Genomic DNA, 17601 nt, shown 5'->3' on the forward strand with positions numbered 1-17601 from the left:
ACCGGAGCCACGGTCGGTTTTGCCGGGACTGCGGCCGGAACATCGGAGATGCTGTTCGCGGCTCATCTCGGCGACGACCCCGTCCGCCGTCACGGCCTTGCCGTCCAAGCCGATGCTGCCGTCGACCTTTCGGCCCGTCACCTCAGCTTCGTCGAGACGGGCCGGTCCCGGCCGAGCCCGGACGTGATCGAACGCCTCTGCGAAGAGCTGGAGGTTCCCTTGCGGGAACGAAACCGACTCCATCTCGCGGCAGGATTCGCCCCGCTGCATCCCGAACGGCCGCTCGCCGACATCGGAGAAGCCGGTGCCGCGGTGGACGCACTACTCGCCGGGCACGAGCCGTACCCCGCCATGGCGGTGAACGTGCGCTGGGAACTGCTGGCCGGAAACCGGCCGGCACGGGCCGCCTTCGGTGACGTGGCGCCTTCCCTGCTGGAGCCGCCGGTCAACGTCCTGCGCAACACGCTGCATCCCGACGGCTTGGCGCGCCAACTGGGGAACTACAGCCAGTGGCGCACCCACATCCTGCGCCGGGTCCGGCGGCAACTCGACCGGACCGCAGCGCCAGGGCTGGCCGAGCTGCTCGCCGAGATCGCTTCCTACCCCGTTCCTGCCGGCAACGATGTCGTACTCGGTGAACCCGGTGATCCGGTCATCCCGATGCTGTTGCGAACGCCCGGTGGTCCGATGCGACTGCTCTACACCCTCACCGTCTTCGGTGCGGCTCGCGACGTGACGACGGACGAGGTCGCCGTCGAGTCGTTCTTTCCTGCCGATCCGGCGAGCCGGCAGTTGCTGCAGGAGCTGGCTGCCGGTGCGCCGTCCCACGTCGCCTCGCCGGAAGGCCCGGACTCGTGAGCGGGACAAGTTGATTCCCACCACGCCTTGAGTCCCGCCACGCGTTGGGTCCCACCGTGCATTGAGTCCCACCGCGCGGGGCAGCTCCCGGAAAGCCGCCGCTTGCGGCCTGGGTGCCGCGGGCCTACGTTCGGCGTGGAGCGAGGGCGAGCCGCAGTCGGGCGTGGAGAGTGAGGACGTGTGGGAACGCTGAGCTACACCGCGACCGTCTCACTCGACGGGTACGCCGCCGACGCGGATGGTGACTTCCAGTGGTCGGCGCCCGACGACGAGGCGTTCCAGTTCCATATCGACCGCATGGCCGTGGTGTCGACCGAGGTGCTGGGGCGCAACACGTATCTGCTGATGCGGTACTGGGACTCCGAACCGGCCGACGGCTCCTGGGGTGCTGCGGAGCACGAGTTCGCCCGGCGCTGGCACAGCATCGAGCACGTCGTCGTTTCCTCGACCCTGACGCGAGACGATCTCGCGTCGGAACGGGACCGGCTGGTGCCCGGGCTCGGTCTCGCCGAGCTGGAGAAGATCGTTGCCGACGCTGCCGGTGAGGTCGAGATCTTCGGGCCGACGACGGCGAGTGCGGCGATCCGTGCCGGCATGGTGCGGGACTTCCGGTTCTTCGTCGTTCCCAAGGTGGTCGGCGGCGGCCTCCGGGCCCTGCCCGATGGCGCGCAGCTCGACGTGCGTCTCGCCGAGCACCAGATCTTCGGCAACGGCATCGCGTACCTGCACTACGAGCCGCGTTGAGCGGGGCACGTCAGGAGAGGACCGGCACATGACCACCGTCTCCCAACTGCGCAAGGCGGCACTCGCCCTGCCGGGGACCGAGGAGGGAACCCACCTCGGCATGGCTGCGTTTTCCGTGCGCGGCAAGGGGTTCGCGTCGGTGGCGAAGGGCGGATGGGTGCAACTCCGGCTTCCCGCCGACGAGGCCGACGCCGCGCTGGCGGTACACCCGAGCGGCGAACGACTGGCCCGGGCTGGCACGCCGATCGGGTTCCGCGTGCCGCTCACCGACGTCAACGGCAAGGATCTCAACGCGTTGGTCAGGGCGGCGTGGACGCACCGTGCCCCGAAGCGTCTCGTGACCGCGACATCCCAGGACGGAAACGACGGTGACCTGCCTGCGTCGATCGGGAAACCCGCCACCGGAGCGTTGCTCGGCGCGGGGATCACGACGCTGGCTCAGGTCGCGACGAGGACCGAACAGGAGCTGCTGGCCCTGCACGGCGTCGGCCCGAAAGCCGTCCGCATCCTGCGGGAGGTACTGGCCGAGCAGGGGCGGTCGCTGCGCGAGTAGGGGCGTTCGACGGTCGGTACGGTCGATCGGGCACCATCCGCCTGCCGACGTAGCAGAGGTTTCGCCGGGCCCGCAGGGACGACCCACAGGTCGGACCACGTCGATCACTCGGTCGTCGGACAGGGAACGTCCGGGACGACACGTGACCACGAACAGAGGAGCGAACGCATGACGATCCTGAGCGAGCAGTACACGCTGTCGAACGGTGTCGAGATCCCCAAGCTGGGCCTGGGCACGTGGTTCATCGCCGACGACGAGGCGCCGCAGGCGGTACGCGACGCCGTCGAGATCGGCTATCGCAACCTCGACACCGCCCAGGCCTACGGCAACGAGCGTGGCGTCGGCGAAGGCGTGCGCACCAGCGGTGCGGCCCGCGACGAGCTGTTCGTGTCGACCAAACTGGCCGCCGAGATCAAGGACTACGACGAGGCGGTCGCCGCGATCGACGGTTCCCTCACGACCATGGGGCTCGACCACGTCGACCTGATGCTCATCCACAGCCCGCAACCGTGGGGCGACTTCCGTGGCGGCGACTACTTCGAGGGCAACCGCGCTGCGTGGCGTGCCCTCGAAGACGCGTACCGGGCAGGCAAGGTTCGCTCCGTCGGCGTCTCCAACTTCCAGCAGCAGGACGTGGAGAACATCCTCGACGGCTGCACGGTTGCGCCGCAGGTGAATCAACTGCTGGTCCACGCCGGTAACACCCCGACCGACCTCGTCTCCTACTGCGAGAGCAAGAACATCCTCGTGGAGGCGTACTCGCCGATCGCCCACGGGGCGGTTCTGGACAACAAGGAGTTGCAGGCGATGGCCGCTCGGTACGGCGTCTCGGTTCCGCAGCTCTGCATCCGCTACACCCTGCAGTTGGGTACCGTGTCGCTGCCGAAGACCGCGAATCCGGAGCACATGCGCTCCAACGCCGCGGTGGACTTCACGATCTCGGGCTCCGACATGGCCGCGTTGCGGGCACTGACTGCGCAGGATTACGGCGAGGCCAGCGTGTTCCCGGTCTACAGCGGACGGTGAGACTGGCACGGTGGGGATCGCCGGTGCTCGCCGAGGCCGGTTCGCGTCGAGCCGTCGTGACGTCAGGAAACGCGGAAACGTGCCTCGATCAGACCCATTTGACGGGTGATGCCGACCGGAGGACGTTGGGAAGGTGAGAATACTCGAATTCGATGACGTTTCCCTGGCGTTCGACGAGTTCGGCGACCGGAGCGCCCCGGCGGTACTGCTCATCGCCGGTGCCACGCAGTCGATGGACTGGTGGACGCCCGAATTCTGTGAGGTCCTCGCCGCCGAAGGGCTGTACGTCATCAGGTACGACCAACGGGACACGGGACGGTCGACGACGAGCCCGCCGGGCCGACCGGACTACACGGGGGTCGACATGGCGACCGACCCGGTGCGGATCCTCGATGCACTGGACGTCGACGCGGCGCACCTCGTGGGGCTGTCGATGGGTGGCGGGATCGTGCAGTACCTCGGTGTCCACGCGGCACATCGGGTGCGGACACTCACGCTCGTCGAATCGTCACCGGCCGGAGGGGACGCAGGAGAGCTGCCGGCACCGGATGCGGCCCTGGCTGCGGCGGAGAGTGCACTTCCGGAGGTGCGTGACTGGTCCGACGCCGCGGCCGTCGTCGACCACCGGGTCGAGGGTGAACGTCCCTACGCGGGCTCGCTCGGTTTCGACGAGGAACGGTTCCGTGCGATCGCCACCGGGGAAGTGGGCCGGAGCCGGAACATGGAATCGTCGTTGACGAACCACTTCCTCGTCGCAGACGGCGTCGAGACGGACCCGTCCGCGATCACGGCACCGGCCCTCGTCGTCCACAGCGACACGGACCCGCTGTTCCCACTGCCCCACGGCGAGGCGCTCGCCCGGATGATCCCGCGCGCCACTCTCCTGCGGGTCGAGGGCATGGGGCACGAGGCGCCGCCGCCCCGGGTGTGGGACGTCGTGGTGCCCGCACTCGTCGACCACGTGCGGGGCCGGCGCGAGGACGCCACGTCGGGAACCACGGGCCCTGATGCGTGACGAGAATGCGGTGGGTGACGCGTCCCCGTGGCTCGCGGAAACCCGAACCTCGTACGACACCGATGCCGCCGGGTACACCGAAAAGGTCGACGGGCTCCTGGAGGCACATCCGCACCTGCGGGCACATCTGGATGTGCTGGTGGAACTCGTGCAGCGCCGCGGTGGCGGCCCGGTGGCCGACGTCGGTTGCGGTCCCGGCTACGTCACGCGACATCTCCACGACGCGGGTGCGGAAGCGTTCGGGATCGGCACGGCCCGGAGGTCATGTCCTCATCGGTTTCCACATCGGAGACGGGATCGAGCATGCCGCGACCGGATACACCGGTCGATCGATCAGTGTCGATACCCACCTCCGACGGGCCAGCACGATGTCGGACTGGTTGCGTGCCGCCGACTTCCGCGTCCAGTCCGACTCCGTCTTCCGGCCCGACGACGATGTCCCCGGTGCGATCGTCCTCGCCACGAGGCCCGGCTGACGGCTCCGCGGACCGGCCCGCGCGCTCCGGCTCCCGGTGCGGCGGGGAATCGGATGTCCCGTTCCCAGTACGATCACGGACATGTCGGTGTTCTGGGGTGTGCTGTCGGTCATCGGGGCGATCGTCGTACTGATCGTCGTGGGGATCGTGGGCGCGGTCGTCGTCGCTCGCGTGCGGTTCCGCCGGCTGCTGCGGCTGCAGGAGAAGCAGAGCGCGGAGTTTCCGACCTGGGCTCGTGACCACGGTTACGAGTACTCCGAGAACTTTCCGGAGTCCGAGGTCGAGCGGACCCGCGGTATGGGCGCGTTGCGGCCGTTCAGCGACTTCGTCGTGTCGCGAGCGCACCACGTCTTCTACGACGTTGCGGACGGGAAGACGCGGTTCGTCTTCCAGCTGAGCGTGTTCGGCGAGCCGCACGCCGACGCGCCGCAACGAGGTGCGCTCACCGTTGCGGTCGCCGAATTGCCCGCCGGGAAGACGCCTCCCGCGGAGGACGTTCATCTGCCTGCGAACAGTCGTGGGGAATCGAGCATCCACGCGCGCGGCCGATGGGTGACGAGCTTCGTCGGCGGCCCGCTCACGTTCGCGTCGATGGACATCGTCACCGGCGGTCTCGACCGGCATCTCGACCCTGCGTGAGACATCGGCGCGACACGTGAACGCCGGTGCGCCGGCGCCCGCGTGGCCGCCCGCGGTGTGGGCGAGCACATGCGACCGCGCCGCTATCCGAGGCCGAGTTCGTCGAGCACCTCGGCGACCGCGGCTCGCTGCGCGTCGCTGAGCCCCTGAACGGGCAGCGGCAGGCACCGGTGCGGGGCGAGGCCGAGGTGTTCGGCGATCGCAGCGACCACGCGCAGGCTGCCACCGAACTCCGCGAACCGGTCCCACAGCGGTGCGAGCCGTTCGGACTCGGCGACCGCGTCCGTGGCGCGGCCCTCCTGTGCGGCGCGGGTGATCGTCAACGCCGGCGACGGCAACGTGCCGCCGATGACCGAGTACCAGGCGTCGCAGCCCGCGTTCAGTCCGCTCGCGGCGAAGGCGTCCCCGGAGACGCCGATCGTGACGTGTTCGCCCACAGCCGCGCGGATCGCGGCGACCCGGTCGCGGGCTGCCGCCGGATCCGCGGGCACGCCCGGGATCTTGAGCGACACGATCCCCGGAAGCTCTGCGATGCGGGCGTAGAGGTCGGTCGTGAACGTGAAATGGGTGGTGCCGGGGTTGTCGTAGACGATGACCGGTAGCCGGGTGTGCTCGGTGACGGTGCGGAAGAGTTCGAACACGTCCTCGTCGGTGAGCGGCTGGTACGTCATCGGGGCGAGCAGGATTCCCGCTGCGCCCGCAGCTTCCGCGTTGTCGACGTGCGCGAGGACGTGTGACGTCCGCAGGTCGCCGACACCGACGAACACCGGGACGCCCCCGGCGTGCTCGACGGCCAGGCGGGCGACGCGGGCGCGCTCGGCCCCGGTGAGATAGGCGTACGACCCGGTCGACCCCAGCGCGGTGATCGAATCCACGCCCGCGCCCACGAGCCGCTCGATCAGGCCGACGAACGCCGCCTCGTCGACGGCATCGTCCCGCAGGCGAGTGTCGTCCCGCAGGGGAGTGAGGGGGAAGGCGCTGAGGCCGGTGAACGTCCCGGCCGGCTCCGGTCGTTGCCCTCGGGTGGTCATACGGTCTCCTTCGCCGGAGTCTCTTTCGCCGTCGCGCCGATCAGTCGGCGCGTGACGCTCACCCGGTCGCCGAGCCTGCCCATCGCGTCGGTGAGGTCGTCGGCCGCGGAGGTGAGCGCGTCGTCGGTCATGGGTGCGAGCGCGTCGAGGATGAACAGCGCCGTCGCCGTGGTGTCGGTGAGCCCGGTGCGACGGCCCTGCCGCCAGTTCCACCGGCGGCAGGTCACCCCCGCCCCGTCGCACCACACGACCTCGCCGGGCTGCGGGTGCTCGATCACGGTCTCACCGCTGGCGGCCGTGTCGAAGGGCTCGTCGCCGGCCGCCCTGACCAGACGCGCCGGGCCGTCGTAGGCGTGGAAGTCCTCGCCGCCGAGCGGGATCTGGCGCAGCACGGACACGGCGTTGTAGATGTCGGCGAGTGCGTTCACCCGCGGCAGGCCCTTCTCCGCGCGCCGGGTGAGCGCTTCCAGACTGTTGCGGGTGCGCTGGGGCTTGGCTCCGAACGCCCGGTATGCCTCGCGCCAGGCGGCGATGTGCGGCAGCTCGTCGACGGGTGAGCTCGCCAGCAGCATGCGGGCGTGCGCCTCGGCGGCGGCGATCAGCTCGTCGGCCGTGTCGGCGGCGCCGTAGCTCGCGTCCGGTGCGAGGCCGTCGACGACGAGCAGCACGGCACGGTAGTCCGGACGCAGCTCGAACACCTCTGGTCCGACGGTGCAGTCGGCAAGGAAGGCGTCGGGTGTCGTGGGCTCAGGCATCGGCTTTCTCCGTTCTGTACGTCGTTCCCACACCCGGTTCGAACACCGTCAGCGAGAAGCGCGCGGACTCGTCGTGAGGGTTCGCGTAGGAATGCGGGACGTCGCCGTGGAAGGTGAGCGCGTCGCCGGTGCCGAGTTCGTGGGCCTGCCCGTCGACCTCGACCGTGATCGCGCCTTCCCGCACGTGCAGCAGTTCGCGGGTGCCGTCGGTGTGCGCCTCGCTCTCGTGCCGCTCTCCCGTGGCGAGGGTCCAGTCCCACAGCTCCACCACGTCCGGTGGGTGCGTGCCGGCCATCAGCGTGCCGCGGCCGCCCGACTCGCCCGTCCACAGCACGGCGCCCGCTCCGGCCCGGGTCAGGCTCGCCGTGCGGGAGACCGGTGGTTCGACGAGGGCGGGAAGCCCGACACCGAGCGCGTCCGACAGTCGCAGCAGTGTGCTCACGCTCGGGTTCGCCGTTCCGTGCTCGACGTTCACGACCATGCGCCTGCTCACTCCGGCATGTGCGGCGAGCTGGTCGAGCGTCCACTCGCGGGCACGCCGCTCCCGCTTCACCCTCGCGCCGATGGCACGAGCGAGCGTCGCTGCGTCATCGTCCATGAAGTGCATCATAATGCACTGAAAAGGCATCGATGTGTGGAGGGTGGAGCGGGCACGCACGGTCCGATGCCGCGGATGTTCAGGAGGGCGTCGTGCCCGGTGTTCGCTGCGCCCTGAGCTGCTCGACCAGGATGTCGCCGTGGCCGGCATGGCGGGCGAACTCGGCGATCAGGTGCCCGTAGATGTAGCGCAGGTCGACCGGGCCGCGGTGCCACGGGACCTGTTCGTTGAGGTCGCGGCCGGCCGCCACGGTGCGGGAGTGCGCACACGCGCCGAGGAACGACCGGCGTACGGATTCGACCGTGTCGTCGGGAGTGAGGACGAAACTGTCGTCGATGCTGTCGGGCAGGCCGAGCTCGGTCCGGGGCACGCCGGCAACCCGGGAGTGGAACCAGACCTGCTCCACGAAGACGGCGTGCTTGACCAGCCCGAGGGGTGTGGTCAGCGACGGCACCAGTCGTGCCCGTGCCTCACCTTCGTTCAGGTCGGTCAGGATGTCCAGGATCTGCTCGCGCTGACTGTCGAGCCTCGCCTCGAGCTGCGTCCGTTCGTCCGCGATGTGGATCTCCATGGTGAAACCCTGGCACGGAGTGTCCGGCCGTGCCGAGGGTCTCGCGCTGTCGTGAGCACCGTCGGCGACCGTCTGGTTCAGTGCCCTGGTGCAGGCAGTGGTGGAGTCTGCGTGGTCAACCGCCACAGGACGGTTCGTTCGCGCGCTCGGGCCGTATGGAGCGGGTCGGCGCTGTCGGTGACTCGTGGGTGGCGTGGGGTCGTTTCGTGCCTGCCGGTGACGGTCAGTCCGGCGTCGGCGATGCGCTGGAGGAGTGCGTCGTGGGGGCGCAGGCCGAGGTGCTCGGCGAGGTCGGAGAGGATCAGCCAGCCTTCGCCGCGGGGTGTCAGGTGATCCGGAAGTTCGGTGAGGAAGCGGTTCAGCATGGTGGAGGCCGGGTCGTAGATCCCGAGTTCCAGCGTCGAGGTGGGGTGTCCGGGCAGCCAGGGCGGGTTGCACACGACCAGGTCGGCGCGCTGGTGGCTGCTCGGCCAGAGGTCGGATTCGTCCACGCCGACCCGGTCGGCGAGCCCGAGGTGGTGGATGTTCTCGCGCGCGCACTGCACCGCGCGAGGGTTGACGTCGGTCGCCACCACCTCGCCGGCTCCACGCCGTGCCAGGAGGGCGGCGAGCACTCCGGTTCCGGTGCCGATGTCGAACGCGACGGGAGGTTCGTCGCCGATTGGCAGGGGAGTGGCTGCGACCAGGTCGATGTACTCGTTGCGGGTGGGAGCGAAGACGCCGTACGCGGGGTGGATGCGGCTTCCCAGCGCCGGGATGTCGATTCCGTTGCGGTGCCACTCGTAGGCTCCGATGATTCCGAGGAGTTCCGGCAGCGACACCAGCGACACCAGTGACGTCTCGCGGGCACCGTCGGCCCGCTCGCCGGCGGGTGGCCCGTAGGCATGGCTGAACGCGGCACGGGCGTCGGGTGCTCGGCGGAGCAGGATCGTGTGGTCGGGCTCCAGCGCGATCAGGATCTTCCCGAGGAGTGCCGCTCGCTGGGAGCGTGCCTTCCGGTTGGCGCGGAAGGCGTCGGCGGGTTCGGCGGCGTCCTGCGCTCGGGACGCTCGTCGCTTGATGCGCCGGTCCATGGCGCGCATGAGCTGCCGGGCGTTGTGGAAGTCGCCTCGCCAGAGCAGACCTGTCCCCGAACGGGCGAGCCGGATGGCCGTCGAGGCGGGGGTGTGGTCGTCGACGGTGACGATGTCCGATGGTGCCGGCGTGCCGTTCTCGGCGCGCCAGAGTGCGGTTCGCGGTGTGCCGTCCTCGCTCCAGGTGACGGTCGTCATGGCGTGCTTCTTCCCGATCATGCCGGAACCTCGATTCCGGCAACTGCGGACAGGTCGATGTTCGGCCAGGCTGCCACGTCGCGCAGGAGTTGCCGGTCGTGGGAGCACACGACGACGGCGGCCCGAGTCGCTCCGAGCGCTTCGGTGAGTTCGTCCACGAGCGCGATGGAGAGATGGTTCGTCGGCTCGTCCAGGAGCAGCACGTGGGGGCGCACGGCCAGCACGAGCGCCAGGTCGAGGCGGCGTTGCTGCCCCACCGAAAGCTCGCCCACGCGCTTGCCCGATTCCTGTGGCTTCAGGAGACCGAGCTCCGACAGGCCGATCGCTTCCGAGGACGGCACGGTGCCGGCGGAGACGAGTGCCTCGATGCGCGCGTGGTACAGCTCGCTGGCCCGTTGTTCGGCAGGCAGCTCGCTCTCCTGACGCAGAAGGCCCACCCGCGTGCCGCGGTACTGCCGCACCGACCCCGTGTCCGAGGTCAGCTCGCCACCGGCGATGCGGAGCAGAGTGGATTTACCGGCACCGTTGGGACCGGTTACGACCAGTCGGCCACGCTGGGACAGCGAGAACGACACCGGTCCACGCAGCCGTCCGGCGAGGCTCACGTTCTCCACGCTCAGCAAGGACGCGCCTGCCCGTGCGTGAAGTTCGGGAAATCGGAACTCCAACGGCGGTTCGGGAACGGTGACGGCGTGCGCGGCGAGCGCTTCCCGACGTCGATGAACACTCTGGACGAGGCCTCCGGCTCGAGTGGCGCGGCCGTGCTTGTTGTGTCCCTTCTCGGGCCGCCACCCCGAGACGAGACGGTTCTGCGCAGCGCTGAGTTCGTCTTTCAGCCGAGCGTGCTCGGCCTGCTGTCGTTGGTATTCCTGTTCCCAGCGCTCCCGCTCGGCTGATCGGCCTTCCCGGTAGCCGGAGTAGCCACTGCCGTAGACGCGCGGACGCTCGTCCGGTGTCGGGTCGAGGTCGACGACGGTCTCCGCGAAATCCGACAGGAGAGCTCGATCGTGGCTGACGACCACGACACCGCCGTTGCGGGAGCGCAGCCGGGCGGTCAGGAACTCGAGCCCGCCGCGATCGAGATGATTCGTCGGCTCGTCGAGCAGCAAGAAGTCGTCATCGGACCCCAGGAGGCAGGCCAGGCGCACTCGGTAGCGCTGCCCGACGGAGAGCTCGGCGAGCGGTCTCGTCGTGTCGGTTTCCGCGCCGAGCGCTTCGAGCGCGATCTGGACCCGCCGCTCGGCATCCCACGCGTCGAGTGCCTCGACGAGTTCCAGGGCAGCCGCGTACTCGTCCGACGCGGACTCCGAGCCCTCGGCCAGCGCGTGGCCTGCGGCGTCGAGCCTCGCCAGCGCCGCGAGTGCGTCGGCGATCGCGTCCGCGACGGCTTGTCCGACGGTGCGCTCGTCGGCGGTGTCCATCTCCTGCTCGGCGACACCGATGGTGCCGATGCGCTGGACGGTGCCGTCGTCGGGGCCGAGGGCGCCCGCGAGCACGTGCAGGAGGGTGGACTTTCCTCTGCCGTTCTCCCCGACGATCGCGATACGCGACGAGGGAGTCACAGTGAGGTCGACGTGGTTCAGAACCCGGGTGACGCCTCGCATCACCGAGACGTCGGAAACGGTCAATTGTGCGCGATGGCGCGCAGGAACACGGTAAGTACGGGTGTGCAATTGCATCCTTCGAACAGGCGCACCACAAGCCGGAAACCGGCACCTGGGCACGCAACACGACGGCGACCCGAGAAAGGGGTCAGAACAAGTGGCCGCCGCAAGCCCGGAGAAACTCAACGAGCGCGGTAGGCCGACTCGGCCGTCACAGGAAGTACAAATGCATGGTTTCAACGTACTGGACGCCGGATTTCGCTCGCAACTCGCTGCGAGCCAGCCCACGGCTCCGCGCAGCCCGCGCAGCACGGGCGCATGCCTGCCGGGCCCTCGGGCGGCCCGCGACAGCCGACGACCGAGAACAAGCCACACCGGCCCTGGCCGAGCAGCTGGACTTGTCCGGCGGAACTGCCAGGTTGGCGCGACGGCGACGTCTCGTGAGATCGCGGCTCGCTCGCTTCACCGCTATGCTCGGTATCGCCAAGACCGGTTCCGCCTGCTTCCGCAGGTCCAGGGCCGGTCCTCATTTTTTCCTGGGTGGGTTGCTTGGACGGGGCAGTCAAGGAGCACCGCACTTATGACCAGCAGGTCGGCCTGCTTGCTGCGTCGAACATCATCGCCGGAAGCGCGGTGGCCGGTTGCCGGTCTGGGCGGCTGTCGAGCTGCTGGACTGGGGCAGCCTCGCGTACCTGTACGGCTTCGCTCCACGTGCCGTCCAAAATGCCGTAGCCGATGCGTGCGGTCTGAGCGCACCGCAGCGCACAAGTTGGCTCAAGGCTCTGAACCTCGTGCGCAACACCTGCGCACACCATGGGCGTCTGTTTCCGCGGTCCCGATCACGCACCTCGGTGCCGCGAGTGATTGGCAGACAGCGAGCAGGTTGTGGAGCGTTTGAGCCCGGATCCGGTGACCCGGATCGAACGAGTGTTTGATCAGGCGACTCGGTGGTCGTGAAGCGTGTGGACGGCGATCGGATCGGGCAGGAAAGATCGGGCGGACGGATGCTGCGGCCCGCAAGAATCGATCACGAAGGGAGCAGCCGTGATCGAGATTCTGAACCGTCTCGTCTCCGCGTTGGAGGACAGTCTCGGTGAGGACCTCACCGTCGACGCGTTCGCCCGTCGGTCGGGGACCACGGAGTACCACCTGCGCCGCATGTTCTCGTCGCTGGCTGGGATGCCGGTGTCCGAGTACGTCCGGCGCAGGCGCATGACGGTCGCTGCGGCCGACGTGATCGGCGGTGAGGATCTGCTGACGATCGCCGTCCGGTACGGGTACGGGTCGACGGAGGCCTTCGGACGTGCGTTCCGTGTCGTCCACGGTGCGGGGCTGGCCGAGGTCCGCCGCGACGGCGGCCCCCTTCGCAGCCAATCGCAACTCAGGTTCCGCCTGACCGTCGAAGGGAGCACCGCCATGGATGCCCGCATCCTCGAACGCCCCGATTTCCGCCTGATCGGACACGCGGCCCGCGTACCGCTGATCCACGAGGGCGTGAACCCGCACATCCAGAACCACATCACGTCGTTGCCCGCCACCGAGCACGAACGCCTCAAGCAGCTCGGCAACACCGACCCGGCGGGGCTGCTGCAGGTCAGCGCCGACCTCGACCCCGACTACACCGAGGGCACCGAGCTGACCTACCTGCACGGCGTGGCCGTCGACGCCGAGACACCCGCCCCGGATGACCTCGACGTGATCGAGCTGCCTGCGGGGACGTGGGCGGTGTTCCGCACCTCGGGGCAGCACCCGAAGGCGCTGCAGGACGGGTTCGCGGCGACCGCGACCGAGTGGTTCCCCGCCAACCCGTGGCGGCTGCGGCCCGGCCCGTCGATCGTGTCGATACTCGACCGGGCCGACGACTTCAGCACCGCGACGTGCGACATCTGGCTGCCCGTCGAACGCGGCTGACGCAGTGCTCCGGCGCTGGGCTGCGGGTTCCACCGACTGAGCACCGCGTGGTGTTGCTCCGTGACCTCACTGGTCCTGCGGGTCGGTGGGGATCCGGCGGCCCGCGCGTTCGGCGGCGTGGTCCCGCCACAGGGACAGCGTCAGCGACACGCACAGCCCGATCAGGATCACGGCGAACGGCGCCGCGGCGACGACCGCCGAACCCTGCAGTGTGGTGACGCCGCGTCCCAGTAGCAGGACGGCGGCGAACGCCGCCGCGAACGACCACATCAACCGCAGCGGTCTCGGCGGCTTCATTCTGCCTCCCGACGTGGTGCTGCCCAGCATGAACGATGCCGAATCCGCGGACGTGATGAACAGCAGCGCCAGCACCGGCACCAGCAGTACGAACGCCGTCGTCGCGGCAGGCAGGCTTCCCAGTACGTCGACGGTCGCGATGGCCTTGGTGTTGCCTGCGACGTCGGAGACGTCGACGGCGCCGGTCCGCTCCCGTTGCAGAGCGGTGCCGCCGAAGACGGAGAACCAGACCACGCTCACCGCGGTCGGCACGAGCACCACTCCGGCGATGACACTGCGGATCGTGCGGCCGCGCGAAATGCGGGCGATGAACGTGCCGACGAACGGCGCCCAGCCGATCCACCACGCCCAGAAGAAAAAGATCCACTCTTGGTGCCAGGTGTCACCCGCGACTCCCTCCGTAGCGAAGCTCATCGGGAGGAAACTGCCGACGTAATCGCGGATGCCGGCGCCGAAGGTGCCGAAGATGTCGCCGGTCGGTCCGAGAATCAGGACGAATCCGGCCAGCACGGCACACAAGGCGATGTTGACCAGGCTCAACACGCGGATACCCCGCCCCAGCCCCGTCATGGCCGAGATGGTGCTGACGGTCATCAGCCCCGCGATGATCGCGATCTTCACGCCGTAGGACTCGGGGACGTCGAGTGCGTGTCCCAGGCCCGCGTTCAGCTCGCGGGTGCCGAGCCCGAGCGACGTGGCGACCCCGAACAGGATCGCGAACACCGCCAGAATGTCGACGACCTTGCCGATCGGGCCGTCGGCCTTGCTGCCCAGTAGTGGTCGGAGTGCCGCGCTCACCAGCAGTTTTCGGCCGTGCCGGAAGCTGGAGTAGCCGACCGCGATCCCGACGACGGCGTAGATCGCCCACGCATGTAAACCCCAGAACAGGAACGAGTACCGCACACCGGCAGCGGCCGCTTCGGGCGAACCCGGTGCCGCGATGCCGCCGGGCGGGTCGGCGAGGTGGATCAACGGTTCGGCCGTTCCCCAGAACAGGAAGCTCAGGCCGACGCCTGCGCTCAGCAGCATCGCGATCCACGACACCCAGCCGAACTCCGGGCGTGTGTCGGCGGTACCGAGGCGCATGCCGCCGAACGGGCTCACGGCGAGCGCAGCCACGAACACCAGGAGTACGAGGACCGTCACCGGGTAGACGGGGCCGAAGGTGCCCACCACCAGCTGCCGGGTGGCTTCGAGCGCATCGGCCACCCGTGACGGCATCGCGAATCCGACGACGATGAACGCGACCGAGAGCACGAGCGACACGTAGAAGACCGGCCCCAGTCGCGGGTGCCCGGCCGTACTGCCCGGAGGTGCGTCACTCATGTCGGACGAGTGTAAAGTCTCGCGGCTCTGCGAGCTGCCGTTTCGCCGATGCGGCCCGCTCGGCCCGACCTGCGGGTGATACCGACGTGGTAGCAATAAGGCGTGGCTGTGACATCGCGGTTGACCGACGAGCAGGAGCGTGCGCTCGCCCTGCTCGCGGAGGCCGAAGGGGTGAGCAAGCACGAGGCCGTCGTGCGGGCGATCGCCGAGGCAGCTACCAGGACCGTTCGTGACGACCGGGTGCGTGCCTTGTCGGTGAGTGGTCGTGAGCGGTACACGGGGTGCCCGCGTGAGCCGGGTCGACCCGTACGGAACGCAACAGCGCTTCGCGGGCCGACGCCCGCGCTTCCTCCTGGAAATCGGGCGCCGTGCACAGGTACAGCGTGCGGCCGTCGGCGCCGTCGGGACGGGGAGTCGTGGCGAACGAGCGGTGCCGGTCGTGGCCCCCACCCCTCCGTTCGTCGGTAGTAGCAAAGTAGGGAGTTCCGGGTTTTCCGGACCCCGTCGCGTCCGTGTCACCTAGGTTCGGTGATCAGCGAGCACGGATCCGTCATTCCAGGCGGCACAGGCTCGTGGAGACAGCGCTGCCGTTCCCGGAGGAAGAATGTCGACCGACCAGAACCCGAATCCCCCTCGTGGCCTATCCCGTCGGCGCATGCTCGCGGTGACGGGCGGTACCGCCGCGGCGGCCGTCGTGGGCGTGCCCGCGCTCGTCCGCGGTGGACTTCCCGAGGCCGCGGCCGCGTCGGTGCCGGAGTACCCCGGCGCCGACGACTGGGTGGCCGCCGGCTCCAACGCGCTGGGTGACACCCGTTCCAGCGTCAGCGCCGTGGTCATCCACACCACCCAGGGCAGCTACCGCGGTGCGATCAACCACATGGCCGGCGAGAACTACGCCGCCGCGCACTACGTGGTCCGGTCCTCCGACGGGCACATCACGCAGATGGTGCGCGAGAACCGCATCTCGTGGCACGCCAACGGCGCCAACGACTACTCGGTCGGCATCGAGCACGAGGGCTGGGTCTCCGAGCCCGGCCAGTTCTACACGGCCGAGCTGTACCGGGAGTCGGCGAAGCTGGTCCAGCACCTGTGCTCCGGGTGGGGAATCCCGAAGGATCGCGACCACATCATCGCCCACTCCGAGGCCCCGGGCGCCACCCACACGGACCCGGGGTCCGGCTGGGACTGGGACTACTTCATGAAGCTCGTCCGCGGCCAGTGGGTTCCCTCCCAGCCGCCCGCACCGTGGACCGCCGCGGACTCCGGGTTCACGACCGTCTCGACGAACCGGACCGCCCCGCCGCAGACCGCGAAGACCGTGCAGCACCTGCTCAACGAGCACGGTGCGAGCCTGCAGGTCGACGGCATATTCGGCTCGGTGTCGGCCGCCGCGGTCAAGGACTTCCAGCGGGCCAACGGGCTCTACGTCGACGGCGTCGCGGGTCCCAAGACCTTCGCGGTGCTCGTCGTGACCCGGAAGAACGGCCACAGCGGGGACGCCGCGCAGGCCGTGCAGGCCGGTCTGAACAAGTACGGCGCCCGGCTCCGCGAGGACGGTGCCTTCGGTCCGGTGACCGCCGAGTCCGTGGAGGAGTTCCAGACCGCCAACGGCCTGTACGTCGACGGTGTCGTCGGGCCGCAGACGTGGGAGTGGATCGCCTGATCGGTCGCTGACCACCTGCCTGTCACCGAACCAGCGCCGTGTCCGGGGTTTCCGCCCCGGACACGGCGCTGTGCTGTGTCCAGCCGTGCCGTGCGGCGTCGTGCTGTGTGACGCCGTTCGTGCGGTGGCCGGCTCTTCGTGCGGAGCGGGCCGATCAGGTGCGCGGTTGCCAGCGCTTCCAGACGGCGGTGCCTGCGGCGCGCAGTTTGCCGCCGTGGTGGATCTCGCAGACCACGGTCATCTCCGGTTCGTCGATCGCCGTCAGCTCGGCGGTGATCTCCAGCGGCTCGTCGAGCGGAGTCGGCCTGCGGAACTTCACGTCGAGGCCCGCGGTGACGTAGGCCAGGTGTTGCCCGGGAGCAGGCTTCCAGTCGCGGCGGTCGGCCTCGAGCATGACGGCTGCGGCGCCGTGGCAGTCCAGTACCGTCGAGATGATTCCGCCGTTGAGGTAGCCGCCCCCGTTGTCGTGCTGCGGCCAGGGCGTGAACGTCGCGCGAACGACGCCGCCGATCTCGAAGCTGCTCAGCCCGAGGCCGTCAGGGTTGGCGGGCCCGCACCCGAAGCACTTCATCTCGGGGAACAGCAGCTGCTGGATGCTCGGACCGCGGGTCTCGTCGGTGGCCGCGGCCTCGGTGCTCGTGGCGTTCGTCATGGTCGAGGTCTACCGTCGGCGGTGAGCCGGTCGCGACCGGCCTGCTGACGATGTGAGTCAGGAGACACTCGCCATGCCCGAACCTTGCATGCCCGAACCGGACAGGAACACCGAATCTGATAGCCGTGCCGGAGACGACCGGCGTCCGCGAGTCGACCGGCTGCCCGGGCTCGACGGGACCACGGGGTTCGACTGGCTGCCAGGGATCGACGAAAACCCGGCGCGGGAAGGACGTCCCGGCGAGACGGGGCAGCCCGGGCGGCAGCAGCCAGGGCGACCGCAGCCGGACCAGCCGCTGCCAGGGCAACCGCTGCCAGGGCAACCGCTGCCAGGCCAGCAGCGACCCGGTTCCGACCTGCCGCCCGATCACCCCGGCCACCAGGAGCTGTTCCCACGGCGTCGTAAGCCCGACGGTGCGGCCGATCAGTATCCCCACGAGACGCCGTATCCCCATGAGACGCCGAGGCGCTACCCCGGTGGCGGAGCCCGTATCGAGGGTGTGCCGGACGCGCCGACCCGGCGCACGCCCGGCGAGCAGTGACCGCGGCGGGCCGGCCATGGCCGCCCGGGAGTGTCCGGAGCCGGCCGGATCCCGCTGCGTGGATCGGCGG

Annotated in this window: 17 protein-coding genes and 2 pseudogenes; 11 read left to right on the forward strand and 8 right to left on the reverse strand. The window is 69.5% G+C overall.

Features of this window, described 5'->3' with window-relative positions:
* Window positions 1-48: 48 nt before the first annotated feature.
* From LY41_RS09330 to LY41_RS09355, 6 genes are all read left to right on the forward strand, one after another.
* The gene (locus LY41_RS09330; protein WP_253863472.1) at window positions 49-858 is read left to right on the forward strand and encodes a helix-turn-helix domain-containing protein; all 810 of its coding nucleotides are present in this window, start codon (window positions 49-51) and stop codon (window positions 856-858) included.
* 180 nt (window positions 859-1038) lie between these two features.
* Complete coding sequence (locus LY41_RS09335; protein ID WP_253863473.1) at window positions 1039-1602, forward strand: dihydrofolate reductase family protein; 564 nt, start codon at window positions 1039-1041, stop codon at window positions 1600-1602.
* 28 nt (window positions 1603-1630) lie between these two features.
* The gene (locus tag LY41_RS09340) at window positions 1631-2155 is read left to right on the forward strand and encodes a hypothetical protein (RefSeq protein WP_253863474.1); all 525 of its coding nucleotides are present in this window, start codon (window positions 1631-1633) and stop codon (window positions 2153-2155) included.
* Between the two features lie 168 nt (window positions 2156-2323).
* Window positions 2324-3181: an aldo/keto reductase gene (locus LY41_RS09345; protein ID WP_253863475.1), complete on the forward strand. Its 858-nt coding sequence runs from the start codon at window positions 2324-2326 to the stop codon at window positions 3179-3181.
* A 133-nt stretch (window positions 3182-3314) separates the two neighbouring features.
* Complete coding sequence (locus LY41_RS09350) at window positions 3315-4196, forward strand: alpha/beta fold hydrolase (protein ID WP_253863476.1); 882 nt, start codon at window positions 3315-3317, stop codon at window positions 4194-4196.
* A 557-nt stretch (window positions 4197-4753) separates the two neighbouring features.
* Window positions 4754-5311 carry a hypothetical protein gene (locus tag LY41_RS09355; RefSeq protein WP_253863477.1) on the forward strand — a complete coding sequence of 186 codons (558 nt, stop codon included), beginning with the start codon at window positions 4754-4756 and terminating at the stop codon, window positions 5309-5311.
* Window positions 5312-5394: 83 nt separating this feature from the next.
* Here LY41_RS09355 and LY41_RS09360 read toward each other — a convergent pair whose 3' ends face one another.
* The 6 genes from LY41_RS09360 to LY41_RS09385 form a co-directional block, all read right to left on the reverse strand.
* Window positions 5395-6342, reverse strand: a complete 948-nt coding sequence (locus LY41_RS09360; RefSeq protein ID WP_253863478.1) for a dihydrodipicolinate synthase family protein — start codon at window positions 6340-6342, stop codon at window positions 5395-5397.
* On the reverse strand, window positions 6339-7097 hold the full coding sequence (locus tag LY41_RS09365) for a B3/B4 domain-containing protein (protein WP_253863479.1): 759 nt from the start codon (window positions 7095-7097) through the stop codon (window positions 6339-6341). The genes LY41_RS09360 and LY41_RS09365 overlap by 4 nt, the downstream gene beginning before the upstream one ends.
* Window positions 7090-7695 (reverse strand): helix-turn-helix domain-containing protein, encoded by a 606-nt coding sequence (locus LY41_RS09370; protein ID WP_253863480.1) that lies wholly within the window; start codon window positions 7693-7695, stop codon window positions 7090-7092. The genes LY41_RS09365 and LY41_RS09370 overlap by 8 nt, the downstream gene beginning before the upstream one ends.
* A 79-nt stretch (window positions 7696-7774) precedes the next feature.
* On the reverse strand, window positions 7775-8266 hold the full coding sequence (locus LY41_RS09375) for a DinB family protein (RefSeq protein WP_253863481.1): 492 nt from the start codon (window positions 8264-8266) through the stop codon (window positions 7775-7777).
* A gap of 77 nt (window positions 8267-8343) precedes the next feature.
* On the reverse strand, window positions 8344-9558 hold the full coding sequence (locus tag LY41_RS09380) for a methyltransferase (RefSeq protein ID WP_253863482.1): 1215 nt from the start codon (window positions 9556-9558) through the stop codon (window positions 8344-8346).
* Window positions 9555-11216 (reverse strand): ABC-F family ATP-binding cassette domain-containing protein, encoded by a 1662-nt coding sequence (locus LY41_RS09385; RefSeq protein WP_344056285.1) that lies wholly within the window; start codon window positions 11214-11216, stop codon window positions 9555-9557. Before LY41_RS09385 ends, LY41_RS09380 begins: the two co-directional genes overlap by 4 nt.
* 542 nt (window positions 11217-11758) lie before the next feature.
* Between LY41_RS09385 and LY41_RS24045 the strand changes: the two are divergent.
* Window positions 11759-12076 (forward strand): annotated as a pseudogene (locus tag LY41_RS24045) (Abi family protein); the annotation flags it as partial.
* 109 nt (window positions 12077-12185) lie between these two features.
* Window positions 12186-13052 carry an AraC family transcriptional regulator gene (locus LY41_RS09390; protein WP_253863483.1) on the forward strand — a complete coding sequence of 289 codons (867 nt, stop codon included), beginning with the start codon at window positions 12186-12188 and terminating at the stop codon, window positions 13050-13052.
* 66 nt (window positions 13053-13118) lie between these two features.
* Here LY41_RS09390 and LY41_RS09395 read toward each other — a convergent pair whose 3' ends face one another.
* Window positions 13119-14675: a BCCT family transporter gene (locus LY41_RS09395; RefSeq protein ID WP_253863484.1), complete on the reverse strand. Its 1557-nt coding sequence runs from the start codon at window positions 14673-14675 to the stop codon at window positions 13119-13121.
* Between the two features lie 102 nt (window positions 14676-14777).
* Here LY41_RS09395 and LY41_RS09400 point away from each other — a divergent pair.
* Window positions 14778-14951: pseudogene (locus LY41_RS09400) on the forward strand (CopG family transcriptional regulator); the annotation flags it as partial.
* Between the two features lie 379 nt (window positions 14952-15330).
* The gene (locus LY41_RS09405; protein ID WP_253863485.1) at window positions 15331-16338 is read left to right on the forward strand and encodes a peptidoglycan recognition protein family protein; all 1008 of its coding nucleotides are present in this window, start codon (window positions 15331-15333) and stop codon (window positions 16336-16338) included.
* Between the two features lie 154 nt (window positions 16339-16492).
* Here LY41_RS09405 and LY41_RS09410 read toward each other — a convergent pair whose 3' ends face one another.
* A complete protein-coding gene (locus tag LY41_RS09410; RefSeq protein WP_253863486.1) occupies window positions 16493-16990 on the reverse strand; it encodes a PaaI family thioesterase in 498 nt (165 codons plus the stop codon).
* 73 nt (window positions 16991-17063) lie between these two features.
* Here LY41_RS09410 and LY41_RS09415 point away from each other — a divergent pair, with 73 nt between their 5' ends.
* Window positions 17064-17531: a chromosomal replication initiator protein DnaA gene (locus LY41_RS09415; RefSeq protein ID WP_253863487.1), complete on the forward strand. Its 468-nt coding sequence runs from the start codon at window positions 17064-17066 to the stop codon at window positions 17529-17531.
* Window positions 17532-17601 lie beyond the last annotated feature (70 nt).

The organism is Prauserella halophila, from assembly GCF_024171895.1.
Taxonomy (GTDB): Bacteria; Actinomycetota; Actinomycetes; order Mycobacteriales; family Pseudonocardiaceae; genus Prauserella; species Prauserella halophila.